Origin of the sequence: Cyclobacterium plantarum, assembly GCF_011290685.1 — a bacterium.
GTDB lineage: Bacteria > Bacteroidota > Bacteroidia > Cytophagales > Cyclobacteriaceae > Cyclobacterium > Cyclobacterium plantarum.
Map to the genome: position 1 here is coordinate 720,373 of NZ_JAANYN010000002.1, position 26,209 is coordinate 746,581.

Annotated in this window: 13 protein-coding genes; all 13 read right to left on the reverse strand. The window is 44.4% G+C overall.

Going from position 1 to position 26,209, the window contains the following annotated elements; translation table 11 throughout:
• Window positions 1-98 precede the first annotated feature (98 nt).
• The 13 genes from G9Q97_RS07050 to G9Q97_RS07110 all read right to left on the reverse strand — a co-directional run bounded on the left by G9Q97_RS07050 (window position 99) and on the right by G9Q97_RS07110 (window position 26,196).
• Entirely contained in the window at window positions 99-704 is a 606-nt protein-coding gene (locus G9Q97_RS07050; protein ID WP_166144596.1) for an RNA polymerase sigma factor, read from the reverse strand.
• A 428-nt stretch (window positions 705-1,132) separates the two neighbouring features.
• Entirely contained in the window at window positions 1,133-2,758 is a 1,626-nt protein-coding gene (locus G9Q97_RS07055; RefSeq protein ID WP_166144599.1) for a sulfatase family protein, read from the reverse strand.
• Window positions 2,755-5,250: a DUF5703 domain-containing protein gene (locus G9Q97_RS07060; RefSeq protein ID WP_166144602.1), complete on the reverse strand. Its 2,496-nt coding sequence runs from the start codon at window positions 5,248-5,250 to the stop codon at window positions 2,755-2,757. The genes G9Q97_RS07055 and G9Q97_RS07060 overlap by 4 nt, the downstream gene beginning before the upstream one ends.
• Window positions 5,251-5,294: 44 nt before the next feature.
• Entirely contained in the window at window positions 5,295-7,919 is a 2,625-nt protein-coding gene (locus G9Q97_RS07065; RefSeq protein WP_246255473.1) for a glycoside hydrolase family 95 protein, read from the reverse strand.
• A 124-nt stretch (window positions 7,920-8,043) separates the two neighbouring features.
• Entirely contained in the window at window positions 8,044-9,699 is a 1,656-nt protein-coding gene (locus G9Q97_RS07070) for a RagB/SusD family nutrient uptake outer membrane protein (RefSeq protein ID WP_166144605.1), read from the reverse strand.
• A gap of 11 nt (window positions 9,700-9,710) precedes the next feature.
• Window positions 9,711-13,043 carry a SusC/RagA family TonB-linked outer membrane protein gene (locus G9Q97_RS07075; protein ID WP_166144608.1) on the reverse strand — a complete coding sequence of 1,111 codons (3,333 nt, stop codon included), beginning with the start codon at window positions 13,041-13,043 and terminating at the stop codon, window positions 9,711-9,713.
• A 148-nt stretch (window positions 13,044-13,191) separates the two neighbouring features.
• Entirely contained in the window at window positions 13,192-14,226 is a 1,035-nt protein-coding gene (locus tag G9Q97_RS07080) for a FecR family protein (protein ID WP_166144611.1), read from the reverse strand.
• 508 nt (window positions 14,227-14,734) lie between these two features.
• The gene (locus G9Q97_RS07085) at window positions 14,735-15,343 is read right to left on the reverse strand and encodes an RNA polymerase sigma factor (RefSeq protein ID WP_166144614.1); all 609 of its coding nucleotides are present in this window, start codon (window positions 15,341-15,343) and stop codon (window positions 14,735-14,737) included.
• A 395-nt stretch (window positions 15,344-15,738) separates the two neighbouring features.
• Complete coding sequence (locus G9Q97_RS07090) at window positions 15,739-18,450, reverse strand: family 78 glycoside hydrolase catalytic domain (protein ID WP_166144617.1); 2,712 nt, start codon at window positions 18,448-18,450, stop codon at window positions 15,739-15,741.
• Window positions 18,447-20,660 (reverse strand): metallophosphoesterase family protein, encoded by a 2,214-nt coding sequence (locus G9Q97_RS07095; RefSeq protein ID WP_166144620.1) that lies wholly within the window; start codon window positions 20,658-20,660, stop codon window positions 18,447-18,449. Before G9Q97_RS07095 ends, G9Q97_RS07090 begins: the two co-directional genes overlap by 4 nt.
• A 4-nt stretch (window positions 20,661-20,664) precedes the next feature.
• The gene (locus G9Q97_RS07100; RefSeq protein ID WP_166144623.1) at window positions 20,665-22,539 is read right to left on the reverse strand and encodes a sulfatase-like hydrolase/transferase; all 1,875 of its coding nucleotides are present in this window, start codon (window positions 22,537-22,539) and stop codon (window positions 20,665-20,667) included.
• A 149-nt stretch (window positions 22,540-22,688) separates the two neighbouring features.
• The gene (locus G9Q97_RS07105) at window positions 22,689-24,278 is read right to left on the reverse strand and encodes a sulfatase (protein WP_166144626.1); all 1,590 of its coding nucleotides are present in this window, start codon (window positions 24,276-24,278) and stop codon (window positions 22,689-22,691) included.
• 385 nt (window positions 24,279-24,663) lie between these two features.
• Window positions 24,664-26,196, reverse strand: a complete 1,533-nt coding sequence (locus G9Q97_RS07110; protein ID WP_166144629.1) for a RagB/SusD family nutrient uptake outer membrane protein — start codon at window positions 26,194-26,196, stop codon at window positions 24,664-24,666.
• Window positions 26,197-26,209 lie beyond the last annotated feature (13 nt).

The following is a 26,209-nucleotide window of genomic DNA, read 5'->3' on the forward strand; positions in this document are numbered from 1 at the left end:
AGATAGTGCAAAAATCTATCGTCATCCCGATTTCTGCGTTTAAAAAAATGTTACGTCTACCGATGAAAGTTTTATTATTTAATTAGGTCGAATTCGCATTACAAGGAAAAACAAAGTAAGATAAGGAGGAAGTACAGTTTCTTTAAATTACATATGGCCTTCCAGCTCAGTGTATATACGGACTGAACATTGATCCCCATCAGCTTGGCTACCTGTTCATTAGGAAGGTTTTCGAAAAACACGTAGCGAATTACTTCCATCTGTCTGGGTGGAAGTTTGGAAAGGGCTTCTGACAATCTCCGGTTATTGGCTTCTTCCGGATGGATGTGGATGATCCCAGACTCCGCTTCATTTTGATAATAAAGCGAATTTGCACCCAGTTCCTGATCGTTGGCATGTCGCTTTTTTTCCCTGGCCAATTCCTTTTTGATTTTATTGGAAAGGGCCTTAAAAACATAAACTTTCACATTTTTGACGACTGCGCCGTTTCTCCTGTACCGCCAGACCTCGATGAAAAGTTCCTGTATACAATCCTTTACAAGGTTCCGGTCAGGGACGATGGAAAGACCAAAAGCCATCATTTCGCCGGCAAACAGGGCGTAAAGACCCTCTAAACCCGATTTATCATCCTGCTGAATCCGCCTCCAGCAATCCTTGCTTTCAGCAATAGTGCTATCATCAATATGCGAATGAGGTTGGCTCAATTTTGAGTTAATTTGGGTTTAGTATTCAATAATAAAAAAAAATTTCGCAAGAAGCCAATATTATTGGTGTTAAAGTTGTTAATCTAAAGAAGTGAACTACTTTTAATTAATTCTATGGAAAATAGAGACGATCGCCTGTAGTTCAAAATTGCTTAAACCTGAAAACATAATTTTTCTAGGAAGGGCAGCGACAGAAAAGGTGATCGTCTATCTGCACCGCTACCCTCCCTATCATTTCATTTTATGGTTATTCATCTGTTTATAATTTGTTTTAAGCAGTCAGATGCCCGCCCGGATGATGCCAGTCGGACGGGGTATCTCGCACCCTTTATAATTATCCTACTGTTTGAAGTCCCCGTCATGTTCGATTTCCTAAAAATTACCCTTTTTTCAATATTTTAAAAGCTTTAATCTCCGGTAATTCTAATTTACTGTTTTTCAGGATAACGGATCACTTCAACATCATTTTCCTGAATTGACCCGGGGGTACTTCTTCCATCGGTGATAAGTTTTTCCAGCAGTTCCTTCATCTGTTTTATCCGATCGGGTTCCTGGCTGGCCAGGTTTTGAGTTTCACTGGGGTCAGCAGCCAGGTTGTAGAGTTGCACGGGCAATTCGCTTTCTCCGGGTGTCCAGCCACCTGAGCCGGGACCTGCGATGTATTTCCAGTTCCCCTGGCGCAAGCCGGGTAGGCCAGTTATCGAAGTGCTCACTGCATTTTGACGTACCGCCTGATTGCCACCCTTTAGCAAAGGAAGCAGGCTGAAGCTATCTTCCCCTGCATTGTCAGGGATCTCGGCTCCTATGATCTCAGCAATAGTCGCCATTAGGTCTGCCTGATGAACCAACTGGTCACAGGAACTCCCGGCTTGCGCTTTTCCAGGCCACCTGACTATAAACGGGACACGGTGCCCGCCTTCCCAAACGTCCGATTTATATCCGCGAAAAGGTCCGCTGGGATAGTGGCCTTTCTCCTCCATGGCAGCAACAGGAGGGTGATTGCGATCCCATGGCCATCCTTTCATGCTCAGGTCATTGGCTTCATCCTGGCTGGTATTGCCCACATAGGGCGCACAACCGTTATCACTGGTGAAGACCAGCAGGGTATTTTCCAGTGCCCCGCTTTTCTCCAGGGCTTCGATTACCCTTCCGACAAGCGCATCGGTCTCCATCACCATATCCGCATAAAGTGACAGGTTGCTTTTGCCCAACCATTCATCATTTACGGAAAGTGGTGTATGAGGTGAGGTTAGCGACAAATAAAGCAAAAAGGGATGAGCAGATTTTGCCTCGCGCTCAATATAGGCCGTCGATCTGGCAGCCAAAGTAGGCAGAATATCTTCCAGTGCCCAAAGCTCCCTCGCCGGACCCTGAAGACTGGCCTGATTCCGCCCAAATAGCCGGGGTGCTCCGAACTCAGTGGGAATACCCACCGTCCTGTCATTTTCTATAAAACTAAAAGGGGGATGGTTGGGGACATCCGTGCCAAAGTATTCATCGAAACCGACAGCTGTCGGCCCACCTGGAATGGGTAGGGAAAAGACCTCTTGCCAGGCTTTGCGTTGATCCTCAGAGGCCTTAACATCTTTCTTCTCCGATCGGAATAAATGCATCTGATCATCCGGAATGGGCCAGTCCCAGCCCAAATGCCATTTACCAATACAGGCCGTTTGGTATTCATGCTGTTTTAGCAGGCTGGCTAAGGTTAGCCTTTCCTGGGTGATCAGTGGTTTTCCGTACAGCCCTACAATTCCCTTTTGCAGCCTACTGCGCCAGTGATACCGGCCAGTGAGCAGGGTATACCGCGAAGGCGAACAAACCCCTGATGAAGAATGAGCATCTGTAAAAGACATTCCCTCTGAAGCCAGTCGGTCTATATGTGGGGTGGGAATTTTCCCCCTCTCCGGATTATAGGATTGAACATCCCCATAACCCAGGTCATCGGCATAAATTATTACAATATTGGGGTATTGCTGTTGACTTAGGCTAACCCCAGTTACCCAGAAAAATGAAATGACACCTGTAATAAAACGTAAAGCAAATGGTCTATTCATAAAGCTGATTTATTTTCAAAGTAATTTAAAACATCCTTTTTTCTCGATTCAGGAGTAACCTCCAACCGGGCAATTTCTCCTCCTTTCAGACTGCATTCGATTAAGGTATTACCAGGGGCGTGCAATTTAAAATCTACATCCCAATCCTTGGGCCAGGCCGGGAACAATACAATCCGATCACCGATGGTCTGCATTAGCATTTCCTGTAGGCCAATCATACCACTGCCACCCCAGTTGTGATCTGGTACCCAGTCGTGACCAGGTCCCCAGAAAGTTGGGAACCGGCGGGGACTGTCCTGCAATTTACGGGTATTGTAGTCTGCAGACTCTTCGGTCATTCCCATTCGTGCAAATTGTATCCCGTCCTGATGCCAGCTTTGAATAGTGCCCTTGCGAAAATCAGGTGCCTCCTTATAAGCATTTTTAAAAAGTTGAATCTCATCATCTCCCAACTGAAACTGGTTGAAAGGAAAAAGGGGATAAAACTGGGGTAATTCCTGGTTGGATTCCCTGATCCAGCTTTCAGCAGGTTTAATGACAGAATGACCATCGATTTCACCGAAAGCATAGCCGGGAACCCGGTCCAGAAATTCACGATAGTACTTCTTTTTTTCGGAGGAGAAATATTTTTCTTCCAGTTCAAGAATGCTTTTTAAACATGCCTGAATTCCCGCAAGTAGATCGGTAGGATTTTTAGCCCCGCGGTACGATTCACAGGCAGTTGACGGATAAATCACCAGTTTTCCATTTTCATCTACCTGATTTCCGTTGCGCATTTTTTGACGAGCCTGGTAATGTTCGTCAAAAAAGATCAGCGATTGTTCAATAAATGGCAGGTATCTCCTGATGTCGGCACCTGTAAAACGGCTATACTCCAGGATCATATACGCGTGTTCAATTTGGGATTCCCAGTGATACGCAATCGAACCATTTGCCATTACGCCCTTCTCAACCGGATCATTGTAGGCGGTAGCCCCGTTTGCCTTGGGATCACCAAAGGGAATTTCTTCACCCCGAATGCGATAATTCTCGTCATTGTGCCATCCCCAGCCGTCACCAAAGGCCATTCCCGGAACACTTGTATATTCGCAATAAACAGCACCTTCATGACCAAAATGTTCTTTAACTCTCGCCCGCGCACCGGGTAATCCTTTCCGATACAACTCAAATTGGGATAAGATAGCATCAAAATCACCGGATTTAAGCATAGGCCAATACAACAGCCGCTGATTTTGCGCTGTAAAAACGGCACCGCCCCACTGTCGCCAGTCCGGATCGTAGGTTTTTTGTTCATCAACTAGGACCGGATCAAACGTCAAATTTCCGCCGTTAAATTTGGTTGGATATTCGCCAAATGCATTTCCGCCTAGCTGGTAGCGAAAGAGTTGGTAGTTTCTCCCCATTTGCCAGGCAGGATTTTCAGGGTCCGGGTTATCAGGTTGAATGAAAATAAAACTCCGGCCCCAGAAATTTCTCCACCAGAACGTCGTCTTTTCAAACGCAGTTTCCTGTTCATTTTTTGACCGGTCAACCGTTTTTTGAAGATTATCTTGCCAGACTTCAATCTCTTCAGCCTGTTCGATATGGGTTGCAATACAAATTTTATGTGTATTTTGAGCGGATTCGCTTTTAAGCTTCCACGAAGTGTAAGGTGTGCCTTGATAAACTCCCTCATTTTTCCCATTGAAAATTAAACCCTTGCCAAATAAAAATCCGCCAAAAGTCCGATTTTTCAGGTCATCATTTATTTCATTTGCATGAGCTTCAAGCTCCTGCATCTCGATATAAACCTCTGGAATATGCTTTAACGTAGGATTCCGGTGATAAAATAAAATACCGGTTTCCGATTCTTCAATGGTGTCTTTTACACGAATTACCTTTCCAGGAAAACCTTCAAGACCAAATGCCCCAAAACGTGCTTTCCCAAATTCCAGCTCCTTATCTTCTGTTCTCCAGCTTTCATAGGCAATATTAACTTCCGTTTTCTCTACCGATTCTATATCTACATGGACAACCGGGCTAAATACATCCACCCAAAGCTTAATTTTAATACCTTCCTTTTCCTTGTGTTTGGAATTTATTTCAATGTATCCATCTTCCAGTCGCAGGGTTTGCATAAAAGTATGCTCTTCAGAAAATGGATTCGGATTTAGCTGAATTCGAAATCGTCCTATTTTGAGGTATTCACCATTTTCACTCAGGCTGCCACTTCGTTGGACATAACACAGTAGGTCACCATTTTCAACCCATACGTTGCAGCCGATATCGCCCCCCACCAGCGGCATGGATTCAGAAGCGTTTTTGCTTTGTGTATTCCAGGTAATATTGAAATCATTCAATTTGGGAGAATTCAACACCCCTAAATCCTTGCGATGTGATTTTCCATAGGCTAGAACCGACGATGAAAGGCCGGAATAAGCCAAGCCTACTCCCACCATCCCCTTTGTGGAATGTTTTACAAATTCCCTGCGGTTTAACAGGTGTTTTTTCATGATGATGAATCAATAATTTACAATAAATGAAACATGGATGTATGTCAGCCAGTAATTACATATTTGCTGCCCTTTTCGGATTCAAAATCAACCACATGATCCGTTTCAACGGATGTATCCATAACTTTGGACTTATCTTTAATAATGGGAGAACCCGGATCTATAAAACGGAAAAGTGGATTGGGGTTGACGCCCGATGCCGGGAGTGGCTCAACTCCTTGAATTGTGACAGGCTGGTTGGTCCGAATCCTACAATAACCACCTAGTAGAGAATAAATCACCGCTTTTTTTACCTTTCCATCTTCCCATTCCAAATCCAATTCAAAGCCTCCACGGGTTTTTAACCCTTTTATTTTTCCTGATTGCCAGCTATCCGGCAAAGCTGGAAGCAAATGAATTTCACCATCATGACTTTGCACCAACATTTCGGCAATTCCTGCCGTAGCACCAAAATTTCCATCAATTTGGAACGGTGGATGGGCATCAAATAGATTGGGGTAGGATCCACTACCAGCGAAATCAGGATCATCTTCTTTGACCAAATGCAACAGGTTCGTAAGTAACTTCAATGCCTGATTTCCATTTCCAAGCCGGGCCCAGACATTTACCTTCCAGCCCATAGACCAGCCGGTGGCTTTGTCACCGCGAATTTCCATGACTTTTTTTACCGCAGCAACTAACTCAGGAGTGGTCCGTTCATTGATTTGGTTTCCGGGATGAATACCATATAAATGGGAAATATGTCTGTGCTGTGGATCCTGATCTTCAAAATCAAACTGCCATTCCTGAAGCTGCCCATACTTTCCAATTTGGTAGGGAAGCAGGTTTTCTAACTTATCCCCAATTTCATCCATCAGTGGCTCTTTTATCCCCAGTATAGAACATGCTTCAAGATACCTGGAAAATGATTCCCTGATAATCGCCATATCCATCGTTGGACCCGGACTTTGGGTAGACCTTTCACCATTCCCATATTTAAACGCCTGTTCCGGGGAATGCCCTACAGGCGTCACCCAGTAGCCGTCCTCATTACGTACCAGCCAATCTTTATAAAATAAAACCGTACCTCGAATGAGCGGAAATGCCTCTGTTTCTAAAAAACCTTTATCGCCCTGAAACAGGTATCTTTCCCAAAAATGGCTGGTTAACCAACCTCCTGCCATCGGCCAGAACGAGCAGGGACAGCTATCAACTGGTTCGGCCTGACGCCAAATGGACATATTGTGGTTGGCCAACCACCCTTGGTTTCCAAACATGGTCCTTGATGTGGATTCACCATTTATTGCCAGTTCCTTTATGGCGTCAAAAAACGGTTCGTGGCATTCTGAAAGGTTGGTCAGCTCTGCAGGCCAATAATTCATTTCGGCATTGATGTTCATCGTATAGGCACTCGCCCAGGGAGGAATTACCTTATCATTCCAAATTCCCTGCAGGTTCAACGGCTGGCCACCTGGCCGGGATCCGGCGATCATTAAATACCTGCCAAATTGAAAGTAGAGAGCAACTAATGAAGGGTCTTTCCCATTGGAAAACAGCCGGACCCGTTCGTCCGTTGTCATTTTAGATTGTTTGGACATTCTCCCAAGACTAAACTGTACCCGATCAAAAAGTGCTCTGTAATCCGATACATGGTCATCGTATAAATCAGTAAACCCTTTGTCTCCTAAGGATTTAAAATTCCCAAGAACCTGTTGAGTAGGGTCTTTCCCCTCAAGGGCCGGACTTTTATCAAATCCATTGTAACTGGTTCCTGTTGACAAGATGAAGAAAACCTCATCCGCATTATTTACCTGTATCTTTCCATTCTCGTAGCTGACCGTCCCCCCTTGGTGAATGGCTTGGACCCGGCTGTCAAAGGTCATGCCCAAACCATTGACGGCATCGCCGTACAGGATGGTTTCTGCACCGTTTAATAGATTACCGTTCTTATCAAAAATTTCAGGATACTTATACTGGTCCCCTATATTAACAACCTGCTCTATACTTCTTCTAAGGGCTATTCCTGGCACCTTGCCTTGCATTACCAAAAATTCATTATCTGTGAAATGCTTTTCTGTGGGCTGATGGGGGGTCGAAAAATGTAACTGGCAATTTACCTGTCCGGGCTGGCTTGCACTTATCTTGACTACAATTACCTTGTCGGGATAACTGGCAAAATATTCCCTGGTAAAGTGGGTTTTTCCAACATTATACGTTACCTGTGCGGTCCCTTTTGATAAATCCAGGCTACGTTGATAGTTAATTACTTCTGATTCCTCATGGGCGACTTCAATCCATAAATCGCCGAGAGGTTGATAACATTCCTGAGCCCTTCCCAACCAATTTTTTTGAATCAATTCCTGGGCTTCACTGTATTTCTCCTCCTCCATAAGTTGGCTGATTTCAGGAAAATCTTTGCGCACGTTGATGGCGTTAAAGGTGGCATGAGGATCTCCGGAATACAGGGTAGTTTCATTGAGTTGAAGGCGCTCCCGAAAGGGGTTACCAAAAATCATCGCTCCCATATATGCATTCCCAATAGGTATTGCCTCTGTCCAGGCTTTGGCTGGCGCATCATACCAAATGGACAGGTCCTGGTTTTCATCTATTGCTATTTCTTGGGCAAAGGAAGCTTGAACGAAGAAGAAACCAATTATCCAAACCACAAAAAAAGAGATGATTTTCATCATTTCATTTAATTAACTTTGTCCAAAATTCATCAATTAATAAAAATAATGATCAATGCACCCAGGAAAACTTACTTTTCAGCGATCCCGAAAATGCATTGATCACGTTGCCCTAACTTTTATTCCCCTAGAAATACCCTGGATTTTGAGTCAGTTCAGCCTCAGTATTCGTTTCAATTTCTCTAAAAGGAATTGGCCATAGATTTTGATGATCCAGAATATTATCACCGGTCATGCTATTATAGGTTTTGACTCTATCCACTAACAGATTCAATCTCATTAGCGTAAGCAACCTCAATTCTTCCCAGGCCAATTCCCTGGCCCGTTCGTCAAGAATGTAATCAATTGTCACCTCTGCAGGGGAAATGGGGTTGGCACTAGCCCGCTCCCTTACTGTATTGATATCAGCAGCCGCGCTTACCCCATCTCCCTTTCCCAGATAGGCTTCTGCCCGCAAAAGATAGGTTTCCGATAACCGAAATATATAATTATCTGTCATCATTCCATTTGATTGGTTATTTAGTAGCCCTGTTTCCGCGTCCAAGACAAATTCATCTGGGAAATTATTGATCGGAGCCACCTTGGCAAAAATAAGGTTCCACCATCTGTCGTAGGTATTGGGGAAATTGGCAATGGCTCCGCTTTCGATAATGTATTGCCCAAAATATTCGGAATTTGGATTGGTGGCCTTGATATCACGGATAATGTTATGGGATGAATTACGGATATCATTGTCAAAATCACTTTCCCAAACGGTTTGTCGCATATATTCTGTTGGTGCAAACCATCCGATTCCCCGTCCTCCGTACTGATCCATAGGTCCTGAAAAAAGACTTACTTCATTGGGATCAGTTAACTGCCAGTAAAGTGGAATAAGAAACCTTGGCCAGGTAGGGCTACTTCCTCCTCCCTCCACCAGGTATTCAAACTGGCTAACCCAGATACCTTCCTGGTTTCCACTGGATCTGTTTTGATTATCTCTTCTGAACAAATCCCAATATACGTCTCCTGGCTCGTCCATCCGTGATCCAAACCTTTCGGTCATCAGGGCAAAATTGGGGTTATCAATCACCCGGGAAGCTGCAGCTATGGCCTCATCCCAATTTTCCAAAATAATATATACTTCACTGAGCAAATGGTCTGCTACCGCATTGGAAATCCGGCCTTCCTCTGGGACTGCCGTTATTCCCGGAAGATTCTCAGCGGCAAATGTTAAATCAGCGATGCATTGCTGTAAAACTTCATCTCGGGTGGCCCTGGTAAAATCTCTTTTTGGTTCTTGCGTTTCTTCCAAAATGATCGGTACACCACCATACACAATACCTAAAACACGGTAAGCAAAGGCCCTGAAGAACATTGCTTCAGCTTTGTAGGCATTTCGTTGCTGAGCAGAGTTAAAAACCACATTTTCATCCTCTATCCTACCAATGATTACATTGGCATTAAATACAATTTCATAAAGGGAACTCCATAAGCCTTGTACTTGCGGAGTAACCGGGTTCAACTTATCACTGTAAGCATTAAGATCATGGGAGATATCGATCGCATCGTAAGCCATGTCGGTGGGATAAAACAAAGACCTGGAGTCACCATTATTTACCTGATAGAGTGAATTATGTACATTTTCATATAATCGGGCAATGGCTGAATTAAAATCACCCGGAGTGGAAAATGAATTCTCTGGGGAATAAAAATCCAATGGTTTCTCTTCCAACCACTCATTGCTACACGATGAGAAAATAAAGGTCAGGGCAGTTAATAGGATTATATAATTAATTTTCATAGCCGTTAAAATTAAAATTGAACATTTAAACCCAGCGTAAACGCTTTCATCACTGGCAATCCTGCCACCAGTCCAATCCCGGTTTCAGGATCCCAACCTTCCCATTTGGTTAAGGTTACCAGATTCTTTGCGCTTAAGTTTACCTTCAAATTGCTGATTTTCCATTTTTCCAGGATTCCTGGATCAAAATTATACGCCAATGAAATATCCTGAAGCCTGACAAAATTTCTTTGATCATAGGGCCTGCCAACAAAACTGGAGGGAAGATCCAACCTTCTATATTTGGCATTAGGATTCTCCGGCATCCAGTAATCAAAGGGCATGGCATTGGAATACGTAAGCTGATCCCGCTTAAACAATGCTCCGGAAGCATACGGACTTCCATCCCCATAATAAAAATCACTACCTCCCTGAATGGAGTTTACAAATACATACAAGGACAAATTTTTATAGCGCAAAGTATTGGCAAAACCCAACCTATAGGAGGGATCCCTGTATCCTAAAATTTTCCGATCATTAGGTGATATTGAACCATCTTCATCCACATCGTTCAGGCGATAGGTACCTGGGAAAAACCCCTGTGGAACTTCATCATCCAACTGCCACATTCCGATTACCTCATAATCGAATACAACATTTTGAGGCTCCCCAATAAAAAGCTGGTTGGTAACAATATCATCTTCCATTCCATCATTGTTATTGTCTACTCCCAAAATAGACTTAATTTGGTTTCTGTTTCTGGAGAAATTTAGGGTGGATTGCCAGGAAAAATCTCCCATTCTAACCAATTCCCCAGTTAGAGAAAATTCGATACCATGATTAAAAACTTCTCCGATATTTGTGGCAATATTTGAAAAACCAGTTGTTTGAGGAATCTGGATATTGTAAAGAATATCTTCGGTGTTATTGCTGTAATATTCTATATTTCCAAACAATCTGGAGTTCAACATATCAAAATCTACTCCTATATTAAGTCCGGTAGTAGTCTCCCAGGCCAAATTTGGATTTGCCATGGTGGTAATCCACTGTCCAATAGTTGCCGATCCCCCGTCGCCAAACACCCTGCTGGGGGCAGCGTTCATTCTTGCCTGGGTTTCATACCTTCCTACACCCCTCCTGGCAGTCTGCCCGTAAGAGGCCCTGACTTTGAGAAATTCTATCAGGCTGTTATCGAAAAAACCTTCTTCACTCACTACCCAACCAAATGCAACAGAAGGAAAGATCCCAAATTTATTATTGGCGCCAAAACCTGAAAAACCATCTCTTCTGACAGTTGCTGTGAAAAGGTATCGGTCCTTGTATCCATACAAAATTCTGCCCATATTATATAAACTCGACTCTTCCTCTCCGCCAGAGGTAATGATATTAAGAGAAGGGTCTCCGGCCTGTAATCTGTAAAAACCCAAGGTCGGATTGGAGAAATTCTGAGCAGACGCATTAGTAAAACTCGTCTGTATTTTTTCTACTCCATATAAAAATGTCAAGCTTAACCTATGGTCATCTGCAAAACGTTTCTCATAACTCAAGATATTATCGAGTATATAACTGTAATAATAATTGGAATTTTTGAATCCAGAACCAGTGAAGTTAGCACCCCAAGGGTTGAATTGATTATTAGTGTTATTCCTATAATTATGACCATAGTTTAAACGGTAATTGAAGCCTGGGAGGAATGGGAGTTTTACATCAAAATGAAAATTACCGAATAAATTCAACCTTTTATCACTATCATCTATTTGAGTCTGTAGGAACGGATTCAACCCGAGTCCTTCAGGCTGTAATTCATAATTTCCCTCACTATCGTATATGGGAGCGAATGGCTGTAAATGAAAAACGGTGCCGACCCCTGGAGAAACTCCGGAGTAATCACTAGAGGTCAAGAACGTTTCCATACCAAAGGTTAACCAATCCGTGATTTTGGTATCAAAATTAGCGGTGATATTGATCCTATTATACAGGTCATTTTTAATAAAACCTTTCTGATCCGTTATTCCTGCAGCAATAAAATAACCTGAATTCGCTGTTCGTCCCCGTATGCTTAGATCATGGGTGTGAATATGTCCGTCTCCGGTAAATAATCCCCACCAATCGTTATCCCTGTCATTCTGATATCCTTCCGAAATCTGTTGGGTCTTCAAATAAGGAGTCACAACAAAATCAGGATTGGGTTGCAGGTAATCAGGTGCCATTCTACTTTGCTCCCAGAAAACATCTGGTAAGAAGGCTTTGTTTTCAGCCGTATTTCTGGGTCTGATATTTTTAGTAGGAACCTGAAGGGTATATTGGCCGGAGTAGTTGATGATGGGTTTTCCTATTTCAACACCTTTTTTTGAGGTTAGGAGGATCACTCCATTTGCTGCTTGAGAACCATAGATAGCTGCGGCACTTCCATCTTTCAGCACTTCTACTGACTGGATTTGAGCGGGGTTGATATCGATAATATTACCCCTGTAGATAATGCCGTCGAGCACTATTAATGGGGCATTGTCTCCCGCACTGCTTGAAAGCGTATTTTGCCCCCTCACTTCAATCCGTGGATCTTGCCCGGATTGGGTGATGGCACCAACATTTAGCCCTGGGATCCTTCCTTGTAGGGATTGAAGCAAACTGACATTTGGTAGTTCATTTTGTTGTTCAATATCCACACTGGAGATGGCTCCTGTCAGGTCTCTTTTCCTTACTGCTCCATAGCCTACCACCACTACTTCTTCCAGGGACGATTGATCCTCCAGAAGCGTGATGGAAAAATCCGTTTGATTACCCACCATAATGCGCTGTGACTGGTACCCGATAAAAGAAATCAACAATACCGCCCCTTCTTCTGCCTCCAGGCTGAATTTGCCATCGATGTCCGTGGCCGTTCCCGTTGTGGTGCCTTCTACCAATACCGTAGCCCCGGGAATTGGTGCGCCGTTTACATCGGTGACCGTTCCGGTGACTGGTACCCAGTCCCAATCAACCATGGTCTGGACCTCAGGTTGCACGTTGGAAACCACATCAATGGTGTGGTTCATCTGCCGAAAACTCAGGCTTAACTGTTGACCGGCATCTTTTAGCCGGTCTTCAACCGTTCCAGTATCGTTCTTAAATTGGATGATTTGGGATTTATCCAATCCCTGATTCTCGTAGGCAAACTTAAAAGGGGTGTTTCTTTCTACTTCTTTAAAAAATTGCCGGACACTAAGTGCCTGCGCCGATAAATTGATATTTACCTCTTCTATGCGTTTGTATTGGCCCTTTGCTTGCATGATGCTGGCAAAATTGACCAGCAGCATTTGTAAAATTAAGCCATATAGAAAGCCTTTGGACAACATGAGGATTGCCGTTAGTAATTTATTTTTCATAATTTTGAGTGTTTATTGGAAATTAATTTCAATAGGCCTGGTCTATTGATGGCCCCATTCCCCAATGTGCACCATCTTTAGACCAGCTCAGGGCCGGTTGGTTTTGCCAACCGGCTTTTTTTATGGAGCATGTATGTATACCATCATTCTAAAATTTTAAGTAAACTACTTTTTCTTTTATACTGAATTGAAAGTGCTGTATATAGGCAATACTGCCCAATACCTCTTCGAGAGTCTGCTCCTTGTACTCTCCCGAAAACTGCCAGGATGCAGGTGTTTCATTTTTTAACATAAACTTTACCCCATACCAGTTTTCCAGAGTATGCAGCACCTCTTTTAAATTAGCACTTTCAAATCGAATCCAGCCCTCTTTCCAGGCCAGAACCAGATTTGGATCAAAACTTGCTACTTTTTGCCGTCCGGATGCGACCTCATGGTGCAGGGATTGACCCGGTTTCAACACTACGGGCTCAGTGGATGCCTTTTTTGACACCTTCACGCTTCCGGATACCAACGAAATATCGATAGTGGTCTGAAGCTGATTCCGAACATTAAAAGTTGTTCCCAAAACCGTAGTCAGCAATCCATTTGTTTCTACATAAAAGGGCCTCAAGCTATCTTTCTCCACTTCAAAATAGGCCTCCCCAATCAGTCGAACCCTCCTTTCTGAGGAGTCAAAAGGTTGGGGGAAATATAAACTGCTATTGGCATTAAGCCATATCCGGCTACCGTCTCCCAATGTCAGCTGCAGTTTTTCTCCGGGCATGGTTGTTTTTTCAATCCATACAGGATCAATTTCTACCAGATTAATTTCTGTTGGTTGTTTGGAAAGCCACCAACCCAACCCAAAACTAAGCAACAAAATGGCTGCAATCCGCTGAAATTGCCCGGCGCCTTTCCAGATGGGGAATCCCAGCCGGACTGAGCTATTTTTTTTAATCTTCTTCGGTCTCACCTTCTTATCATGCAATAGCTGCTGTAGGATTTCCTCACGGACTCCTTCAGCGGCCTTGGGTTCCGGGTAGCGGACGCGAAGCAGAATTTCCCTGGCTTTCTTTAATTCTCCTTTCTGCTCTGGATTGGCAGCCATCCACCTGGACCAATAAGCATCCAATTGCTCATTGGGTTGCTTCACCCAGGCTACAAATTCCTGGTTGGCTAAAAAATCCTCTTTGGTTTTCATGCAGTTTATTCTTCTCCTTTACTGTAAATGCAGCAATCCATCCAAACAACACCTAATAAATCTGAATTTTTTAATAAATATTGTTAGTAATTAAAAAATGTCCTGCCGCATTCCAAAAATATTAGACACAAAGACTGAGGAAGATAGTGACCAAGAGAGGGGACTGAGAGACTTAAGGACGAAAAGATGACGTGATGATTTGATGGGTTGATTTGGTCCTCACTGCGAGGGTAAGTATTGAGATAAAAGGGGATCGCAGGACTCGTCACACCCGCGGTAGTCTGTCGGAATATGTTCTGTACTACCATATTTATTACCATTCCACAAATTTATTGGGTGTCCGATTCGAATCAGATCGCTTTCTTGCGCTTGCAATGACGAAAACGGTAAATTTAAAAACGTAGCCCTCTGAGGTTCTTTTAGGCCTCTGTGAAAAAAAATGTCTTGCAATGCTAAACGAATTTATCGGTTTTAGAGATGATTTTAATGGACATGAGGTAGAGGACTATTACCGGAGGGTTTTCCGCAAAAAACCAAGTGCTTTATACATCAGGTTACGGGTGGTATGATCACTGTCCATTCCCATTAATTCCCGGATCTCAGCATAGGACAGGCCTTCATAAAAAAAATAATAGATGATCTCTTTTTTTCTGGGACTCAACCTGGAAATGGCCCGGTTCAGGGCGGTGACTTTTTCCAGATCCAACTGCTGATCGATCAAATGCTGCTCGGGAGACAAAACAAAATCAAAACCATGCTCACCCGGCAGGGGCTGTCTTCTGCCTTCCCAGCGACTTTGTTGCTGATATAGCTTCCTCTTCAGGCATTTCAGCAAATAAAACTTGATATGATCGGTAGAGCTCACTTTTTCCCGAAGCTTCTTGAGCTCAAAAAACACTTCCTGAATGCCATCTTTGGTTAGGGATTCGTCCAAACTGATTCGCATGCCATAAGCATACAAATGGTCAAAATACTGCTCATAGATCTGTATAAATGCCGCATCACTACCCTTACGGAATTGATCCCATAATACTGAATCCGGGGTTACTTTATTTGATGAAAATCCATTTTCAATAACAATGGCTTCCACATTGAGTTTGGAATGAATTGCGGTCATGATAGGGTTTATTGGTGCATTAGCCCTAAAAATAATGAAAAATCATGAAAAATCTAAAAAAATCCAAATATTATCAAATCTATTTTTTATCCCCTACTTTTACCAATGTATACCTATAACTTTTGTCAAATATTCGATCACTTTCAATAAAGTAATGGTCTACTTTTGTCATAGTTTGACTATAAAATTATTCGTCCATTTTTTTTTTGAATTTTTGACGGTTCAGGCAACAGAAAAAAAATAATCCCGTAAATAGGGCCCAGTAAAATCCAAACCTTGTAGGGTCCAAAGATCCCAATGGATTAACCATCATCATGGTAAACGACCCTAACAAACCCAAAATAAGAGATACTGTTTGTTATTTCCATCATTTGTTATGATCGCTTTAAGTCTTCTCAAAACTCCAACACATGCCTACCACTACCCACCAGCAGCCCGGTATAAGATCGGGCAGAATCTGTCCCCCGAACCAGATCGGATGCGCGTATTTGCTTGCCACTAAGCCGCAGGTTACCTGTCATTCCCACCGGCAAACGTATTTCAGCTTCTGAATTGCCAGGCACTTCTACTTCCCAGCGAATCGTTTCCCCTTGCTTTTTCCAATGTGACCGGATCCAGCCGTAGGGGGATTGATGCCCGGCCTCCACCCATTCCAAATCATTATCAAAGGAGGGCTGGATCAGTATCTTTTCAAATCCGGGATACTCTTCCATCGGACGTATGCCGGCCAGCCCCTTATAAAAATAGTCCCCGATGGTGCCAAACATGATGTGGTTGCGGCTTTGGGAACCATCCCAATTTTGATACAAGGTATTGGCATTCAATTCGTCCACCCAGTACCCCCAACCAGGAAAAGTACGCTTATTGGCCATTTCATACAATATCCTATCCTGCTTGTAATCCATCAAAACATGGAGAATGGACTTGGTACCCACTACTCCTGCATCGATATGCCCATCTTTTGCATCAATGGCTTGTAACAAACCTGCCAGAACAGCCGCTTCCTGATCCTTTTCTACCAGCCCAACAAACAAGGGAACAGCCTGAGCGGTCTGCCCACCGTGATCGTAGACACCACTTTGCAAATCGTAGTACTTGGCATGAAACGCCTCCCCGATCCTGTCGGCAAGATCGGCATAGGTTTGCTGGTCCTGCAGCTCCCCCGCAATCCCAGCCATTCTGGAAAGCATGACACTGAAATAATAAAAAAAGGAGGTTGCCAAAAAAGGTCCCTGAGTCTTGTTCTCCAACTGTTTGTGGTCGTCAATCCCGAAGTTCAACAAGTACCCGTCGGCATGTGCCCTGAGGTAATCCACATATTTTTTGAGTGCCGGATAGTAATTTCTGATTATGATAGAATCGCCTGTAAACCGATACAGCTGCCAAGGGACTTCCAGAAATGCTCCTTCCCACTGCGGCCCATAGCCGCGTTCCGGATCTTCGCTTCGATTATAGGTATACCCCCAGCCACTTGTGGGGATGATTCCGGGAAGATCTCCATTCGGCCGCTGTTCATCCACAAAGTCATCCATCCACTTCAGGTAAGCCCGTGTCAGGTCAAAATTATAGCAACCCGTTTCGGCCACCAATAGGGCATCCCCGGTCCAGCCCATCTTTTCCCGGTGCGGACAATCGGTAGGATAACCGTGGTAATTGCCCAAAAAAGACCATTGAAAATTTTCCTGCAGCTGATTGAACATGTCATTCGAACTTCTGAAATAACCCTTTTCGGCAAGATCCGTGTGGACCACATCGGCTTGTATATCCAATAATTCCACCTCGGGATCACTTCTTGTCACTTCCACATATTGAAATCCCTGGTAGGTAAAGATGGGATGCCAGGATTCCTCTCCACCGCCTTTCAGGTAATACCGGTCGGTCTGGGTATCCCCCGTCCAGATAAAGCGGCTGAGTTCTTCCACATCCAAGGTACTGTCGGGGTAAATGCGCTCTCCATACCGCATTTTGATACGGGATCCTGCCTGGCCATTGATCCGGATACGTGCCCAGCCGGTAAGGTTCTGACCAAAATCCAGCATGAGGGTGCTGTCATTGACCTCCCATTGTTTAATTGTTTTCAGGGATTGGATCATCCTGATGGGTGGCATCACCTGGGCGGATGGTTTGCCTTCCGGTCCGGAAATTTCTATGGCATGCTGCCAGGAGCCGTCGGCAAATCCAGGAGTTGCCCAACCCGGCATTTCTTTGCGGGCATCATAGCTTTCACCGTTGTGCACCCCGTCGAAAATGATGGGGCCGGATTGGGTAACCTTCCAGGTGGCATCGGTCTTGACCAGATGTTCCCTACCCTGCTGGTCGACGATTTCCAATTGTGCCATGACCGCTGGCGAAGCTCTCCAGGGGGCCTGATCAAAATCCCAGGCCTCACGGGTGTGTTGGTTGTACCAACCGTTTCCCAGGACAATCCCGATTGCATTGTCGCCGGACCTCAGCAAATCCGTGACATCGTGTACCAGGTACTTAACGCGCTTATCGTAGCGGGTTAAAGCCGGATCCAATTCATGATCCCCTACCTTCCGACCATTGAGTTGCACCTGATGATACCCCAACCCGGAAATGTAAAGTCTTGCCTGCTGAATGCCTTCGTTAATTTGAAACGTTTTGCGAAAATAGGGAGCAGGTAGTAAGGGTGGAACGCTATCCACCTCCGGTATGGAAGAAATCCAGGAGGCTTTCCAGCTGGAAGATTGGGTCAGTCCCATTTCAAACCAAGTATCTTTGCTGGAAGCAGGCTGGTTGTTCCGATCCCAAATGATTACCCTCCAGTAAACTCTTTGCCCGTCCTCAGGCATTTCCCCGGGGTAATTTACTCCCTGGGACTGGCTCGAAGAGACCTTCCCGGAATCCCAGATATCCGCCTTCCCGGACTCCAAATTATCCGGTTGGGAGGCTAGAAAAAGTTGATAAGCACGTTGTTTGAAACCAGCTTCCGCCTGGATTTGCCAGCCAAAAACCGGTCTTTCCTCCAAACCCAATGGCCGATCAATATGGCTGGTTTTGAGTGAAAGGACTTCAAATTTTTGTTTTGGATTGCAAGAAAAGCAAAGGGAAATGATAATAAAAAGAAGGGAATAACGGCGCTTCATTGCTTCGGGTTTTGGGTGGACATGATGTACCGGTGCTCTCCGGCAATGTGTACAAAAGGCTCGTATTTATTCATTCGCCACAGGGCTTCATCCGGCATTTTCCTGATTTTACCTCCTGCTACCTGCGATCCATCCAAATCCGGAATCCATTTCAGATTGGTGAAATAAACACCAAACCCGGGACTGTTTCCATCATTGATGTGCCAGGTACCCAGGTTAACTACCAGACGATCCAGCCCCGGTAGATCCAGGCCCAACGCCTGATAATCTTGCATCCAATTGAGTTGGGTACTTCGCCAGCGTTCATCCGGAGCAGGCAAGTGATAATGCCGGAGCGGAACGTCCGCACTATCGGAAAAACGGTCCGATAGCTGGCTGTACCCCTTACCCAGCCAATAGGCCATGTTCAAAAGCTTGATACTTCCCTGAAACCCCTCCAGCCAGACAAAGCCGCCGGTCCATGCATCTTGCAGCTTAACCGAATCTTTATCCAGGCAATAATCAAACTGCAACATTCCTGAATGGTTTTCTAAGGATATGGCCTGACAGAGATGGTTGATGGTCTGGGGAAGGCGGTCCTGACCCGGTATGTGGTATTTTCTTTTTTCGCTGCGCAGGTATAAGGTCTGATAACTCTGGAATCTTTTCACCTCCATGCGATTGGAGGGATGGTCATCTTCCCTGTACACAAATCTAGGATGCCAATGAGACAGCCCCTGAGCGAAATTTCCGTTTTTTATCTCTTCAGCAGCATCCAACTGCCATTTGTAGTTCAACCACAGCGGGTAGGCAGCTTCTGCAAAATCTGGCAATTGATCGGGAAAAGAATAAACTTCTTCAGTTACCGTCTTAAAATAGGGCCTTCCTTCCTTGCCATTGATGTCAAAAATCAATACGCCTTGTGAAGGGCCTCCATGAATTTCTTCTTCTCCAAAAGCCCTGGGACGGTAACCGGCCGCAGGCAGGTTGATCATTTTCATTCCCCTATAGCTTACCGCAGTTTTGAAAGAAGCTTTAATGGGAATATGTACATGTCCACTGAAAATAAACCTGACATTGCCGTGGGTAGCTAATCTGTCCAAAAGCATGCGCTTTACAGCCACAGATTCTGCGTAATTGATCAAAGGATCAATTCCTATGGGATGAGTGGGTACATGTTGGAAAAACAGGGTGGGTTTGTCTTTGTTTTGCTCCAGATCCTGCTCAAGCCAGTCAAAATAATGCGGGTGGGTTTCAAAGAAATTACTGCGCAAGGGATCGGGCCAGACAATAAAATGCCAGTCGCCTAAATCGAAACTATAAAGGAGCCATTCAAGGCCGTTTAGTTCTTTTTGGGCACTGAAATAATTGTTGAATTCATCCATTTGATACCCGGGTGAAAATTTGGCCTGGTAACGGGTTTCATGATTGCCTACGGCATAAAGGATGGGTGTTTGAATGTTTTTGAGATAAGCATGCATGGCCTCAAAATGGGACCTCTCTCCCTGATTGTCCACAATATCTCCCAAAACCAGAGAAAAGGCAGGTTTAGGGGTCAAATCATTTATCCTGTTGACGCTGTCTTCGATGAAAGCATTGTGGATTTTCATCCTTGTGGGATGGGCTTTTGGCGTGACCGGATCTCCTCCCTGGGGATCTGCCAGGATGACCAGGGAAAAAAGCCCGCTTTGTGGTGCAATTCCAATTTTCTGAGGGTTCAGGTTTCCAATTTCCTTATCCATCAGGTAATTACAGGTGACTTTTACTCCGTTATGCTGAAAGAACAGTTCTTCCGCTGCCAACAACTCTGCCAGTCTAAATTCACAAACCATCCCATTAAAAGCAAAAGAAAAAGGGGTAACAGGCTCAGGTGACTGAAGCCAAACTGCAAATACATGAGGAAAAGCCTTCCCCACCATAAACCCATAATTGCTGTTTTTTGGATCTATTTTTGCCTTCTTGTTGGCAAATGGATAGTCTTTTATTTTTCCGGAAATACCTTTGGGCAGTTTTAATTTCAACTGCACTTCCTGGGGTTCCAGCTTGTCCATTGCCAGCACTTCCAGGCGGATCATGAATTCACCTTTTTGACTCAATACATCAGCAAACTTATTGGTATTAGGGTAATGATATGGAGGCAAAAAAGGTGTTTTACCATGAATAGGACCCGATCCTGCCAGAAAAACGGAGGCCCCTGCCCCCATTTTTGTGATGAATGAGCGTCTTTTCATGCCCTTACCAATTCATGTCATAACCATGATCCATGGGATCGATGTTCCACTTGGTCAGCAGCCCCTTTGCCGCCCTAAGGTCGTAATGGCTGCGGTTAAACTCACCTACCATTCCTATCATGTCCAAAACAGCCATTTGTGTAGCGGCTGCCTCATCTTCTATGCTATCAATGGCATTCAGCGCATGAGTTCTGGCAAAAGAATTGGGGGTTTCCAGTACTTCGTACAAAGCCTGCAGCCCTTCCTCCTCAAAGCCCAACCGGTACATGGCTTCAGCCGCCACCACTTTGACATTGGGGGAGGAATCATTCAGGGCATTCCTGAGGGCTTCCTGAGCGTCGCCGGCATCTTCGCCTAGAATCAACATACCTGTCGCTCCCCAATACCGGATGGCCGCCTCTTCATCATCCAGCATCTCGGCAAGAAAAGGAATGTCTCCTTTTTGCGGATCTGAAGCCAGGTTTGCTCCATCTATCAAGGCATTGAGATCCAGGTCCGCTGTCCTCATATAATCGTAAGCCGTGGTGCCTTCAGTACGGTCAATTAACTCCGCCTCGGGGATAAAACCCGTGTCATTGATTTCAAGCATCCAGTCCTTGGTAGCAGAGCGCATCCTTTTCAGTACATCTTCGTATTGGGGATCATTCGCCAGATTGTTGACTTCCCAGGGATCATTTTCCGTATCATATAGCTCCTCTGCAGGCTTGGTATTCCAGAATTTGGATTGGATCTCATTGCATTCCCCTGCTTTGTAAGCCGCTTCCCAAGATTGGATGGAAGGGGCTCTCCACAAGTATTCCAAAAACTGCCCATACACCCGATATGGAATGTAATTCCGGATATACCGGTATTTATTGTCCCGGGCCGAACGACTCATGTCGTAGCGTTCATCCATCCTTCCGCGGAACATAAAGGCATATTCGGGATCGGCTGTTTTTTGTTCCCCCAAAAAGGCATTCCCCTGAAGGTATTCGGGTATTTCTTCTCCTATCAAACTCAACAGCGTAGGCACCAGGTCCACAAAACTGATCAGGCGGTTGATTTGGGATCCGGGATTTTCGGCAGGATAAAGGTGCTTGTATTTTTCAGGAATCCTGACAATGAAAGGGACACGGGTACCAGTCTCATACACATACCTTTTACTTCTTGCCAAAACTCCTCCATGATCCCCATAATAAAATACGATGGTATTTTCTGCTTCACCACTATCCTCGAGTTCCTGCAGTAACTCGCCGATTTTTTTGTCCATATCTTCGATTTTATCGTAATACTGCGCCCAATCGTGCCGCATTTCGGGCGTATCCGGATGATAGGGAGGTAAAGTGACATCTTCCGGACGGTGCCGCAATTCTTCGGAGGGAATAGATTTATGAATAGAACTTTCATGAGAAATGGTGGTATTGAAAACCGCAAAAAAGGGCTTGCCTTCGGGCCTGTTTTTATAATGCGCCTTATTACTGGATTCATCCCAGAAATCCTCATTTTGCTCAGGATTGATGTTATAATCCTCTTTGGAATTGTTGGTGCAATAATAGCCGGCCTCCCTCAGCATTCGGGGGTAGGGTTTTATTTTGTCTGATTTATCATAATAGCTCCGCATGTGTTGGTGTCCTCCTGAGGTAGCATAAATACCGGTAAGAATGGTATTTCTTGCGGGGGCACAAACCGGTACATTGGCATAGGCATGGGTATATAAAAACCCTTCAGCAGCCAGTGCATCCATATTGGGAGTAGTGGCAAACTCATCGCCATAACAGCCTGCAAAAGGGCTATTGTCTTCGCTGGTAATCCATAAAATATTGGGAGGGGGAAGCTCTTCCTGGGTGGAATTACAAGAAATTAATACAAACAGGCCAAATACAACAATCAGGTTTTTCATTTTGGGTGGGGTAAATATTTTTTTATTCAATTTCTAAAATGAGCCAAATAATTGAATTATTAATATATTAGATTTGAGCGACTTACATGGTCCTGCACTTTCAAAAAAGATTATTAGAACAGGGGCATTTTCGCAAATATTTTGAATTATTAATCATTGGTACCCACGTCACTGCCCCACCATTGATTACTCGGATCAAAATCCTTTGACAGGAATTCCATCCGCTGCTTTTCCAAAGCCGGCATTCGGACATTTCTAACCCTTTTCAGGTACTCTTGTTCCTTCGCCGGATCGTACATGGGGTCTTTTTCAGGATACAATGCCCCTACTTCATCCAAATAGGCAAAAAGCTGTTCACTCAACCTACCGGCCAATTCGGAGTTTTCGGCAGCCACATCATGGTTTTCCTCCATATCCTGATCCAGGTTGTACAATTCTTCCCGGCCATCTTCATAATAATGAATCAATTTCCATTCTCCCAGACGGATTATGGAAGAGGGCTCCCCGCCCTGATTGCCGTAATGTGGATAATGCCAGATAAGGGGTCTCTCCTCAATTGTTCCCCCGCTGAGCAGTGGCAAAAGACTGACCCCATCCGGGTGCTCCTCGGGCTTTAATTCCTCACCGATCAGTTCCAGCAAGGTGGGGTAAAAATCCGTTCCTGTCACCGGAGCATCAGAAGTCTTACCTGCATTGTCCAGAAAAGGCGTCTTGATAAAATAGGGCTCACGAATACCTCCCTCAAACTGATATCCTTTTCCTCCACGTAATGGAAGATTGGAAGTTGCAAAGGCATCTCCTGCAGATACTCCTCCATTGTCAGAAGTAAAAACTACAATCGTGTTTTCATCCAAACCCAGTTCATCAAGCGTTTGTAACACATGGCCGACAGCATCGTCCATGGTTTCCACCAATCCACCATAGACGGGATTGTCCTGCACCTGCCGGATCGGAAGAAAATGACCCATTTCAAATCCTGTTTCCGCTATGCCGGAGGCTTCGGCTTTATCCCTGTATTTGGACCATTTTTCTTTGGTAGTCTGAATGGGGGCGTGCACTGCATAAAAAGAAAGAAAAGCGAAAAAGGGTTTATCCTGCTCTTGTCGGATAAAATTGGCTGTTTCCCTGGCCAGGCGCATGGTCAGGCTTTCTCCATCGGGACCATTTTCCAGGTATGGATTATCCCAGGGAGCATAAAATCCTCCCATGGGACTGCCTTTGTCCCAGCCACCCTTATTGATATCAAAACCATGGTCTTCCGGCAAAGAACCCTCTCCTCCCAGGTGCCATTTTCCGGCAAAAAAAGTGGCATATCCTGCTGCTTTCATGGCTTCCGGTAGGGTGGTGTAATCCAGGTCCAGGTGGTCTTTGTTTTCTGGCGGCAGCAGTTTGTTAAACCTTCCTGCCGCTCTCCAGTCCTCTCCTGTTTTGGCACCTATCCAATCGGTAATTCCATGCCTTGCCGGAAATTTGCCGGACATCAGGCTGGCCCGGGAAGGGCTGCAAACCTGACAGGCGGCATAACCATTGGTGAAAATCATGCCCTCGTTGGCAATCCTATCGATATTTGGTGTCTCATAATAATCGCTGCCCATGCAGCTTAAATCGTGGTAACCCAGATCATCGGCCAGGATAAACAGGATATTGGGTTTTTGTTTTTCAGCTTGCTCCGCCTGCTCCTGCTGACAGGAGACCATCAGCAGGGCAGCAAACAGGGGCAACATATTTTTTAATGTCATGGATATTTAATTAATGATTATTAGTTCTGTCAGAAGGCAACAATTCATACAAATAAAACCCTAATGCTTCAATAATTAAAATTTTTTAAGGATTTCATTGCTTTCAACCAGAAGGTCGATCCCATATAATTCCCAGAGGGTTAACAAATTGAATCTTCTAAAAATCAAATTAGCGCCTGGGTTCAATTCACTTTACTTTTTAGGGAATAAAATGAATGAATTGTTTTACGTTATTTTGATAGTCATTTTTTCCCTCATTCATTGAATATACATCCGCTTTATTTCATAAAAGATCGAAAGAAAAACCCCGGCAAAAGAGGTGATTATCACCAATAATACCGGGATCTTTACAATAATTTGATTCAATAGGTCTGATATTTATTTTTTAATAACCGGCGTTTTGGTTCATGTTTTCGTTTTCGATCACCTCAATTTCTGGTAAAGGAAAATTGACATGGAAATCTTCGAATTCAAGATCGATTCTTTTGCTGTCGAAATCCCAGGTTTTCAAATCTATTTCTCCTGCCAAATGCCTCCTTCTCAAATCATACCACCGGTGACCTTCCTCACAGGCGAGTTCCATCCTTCTTTCTTTGAATATCCATTCCAATACAGTGCTTTCTGTTTCTCCGGTAAGCGTATAATCGGAGGGTACTGCTGACATTTCATTTTCTGCTGACATTCTCGCCCTTTCCCTGATTTGGTTCAAAAGGGCCACGGCTTCCGACAAATTACCGCCAGAGCGAACGGTAGCCTCAGCCTTCAATAGCAATATGTCTGCATACCTTAAAATCCTTGGATTGTTTCTGCTGGAACCGTTAGCTCCACCCGGATTGTTGGTCCAATTTCCATCTTTGATATACTTGACTACATTTGTAACCAACCCGGGTTCCGGATCAAAAATATAATTGATTCTGGGGTCTCCAGGTTCAAACTCATCCATCAATGTGGAGGTTGCAGAATATACGGTATTTCCCACCCAGGTTGGTCTTCTGACAAAATGCCCGTAGTAGGCACCAATATCACCCACCACTGCAAAGCTATCGTTATCCAAAAAAACATTGTTGATGCCAGCCTGATTATTGGCCTGAAATTCAAAAAGGGACTCCTCGTTGTTTTCCATGGCCGTATTGAAATTATCTCCATAATTGGAAGTCAAAGAAACGCCGGAGATGGCATCAAAATCCTGAATAGCACTGGTAAAATCAGCACTACTTCCAGTTACTGTACCTCTGAACACCAATGCTTTACCCCTAAGGCCCAAGGCTGAATTGCGGGTCACTCTTCCCTTATTGGCATCACCCCAGGCCTCGGGTAAAATTTGTGCTGCTTCCTCCAAATCCAGGATAGCCTGATCCAATAGTTCAGTACCTTGAGAATTGGGAGGGAAAGCATTCTCCAACGCTACTATTCTTTCCCTTACCAAAGGTGCTGTGCCATAGGTATTCCAAAGCTTGAAATACATCCAGGCCCTTAAAAACAACACCTCTCCACGATGATAATCCATCAGTTCGGGTTGATTTTCATAGGCAATCGATCCATTTTCTTCAATTTTTTGCATCAAAGTATTGGCACGGGCTATCAATTGGTAAGAAAATCTATAAAATGCATTTAATTGCCCGTTATTCCCATTGAGACCTGAGAAAAACTCGTGAGGGTGGTTGGCCTCGGTTGTCAGATCGTCACCTGGCAATTGCCAAATGGCTTGCAGAAAGTTGTTTGGCCCTCCACGGAAGGTGTAAAAAAACGTAAGCTTTTGGTAAGTACCCAGGACCGCTTGTGTCATTTGTTCTTCCGTCTGGAAAAAACCAGCCTCAGTATCTCCGATGGGATCTAATTCTATGGTTGAATCATCACAGGAAAGAAAGGCCACTCCCGTGATGATCAATAAACTGATGATATTTCTAATGTTTTTCATTTTGATTTCGGTT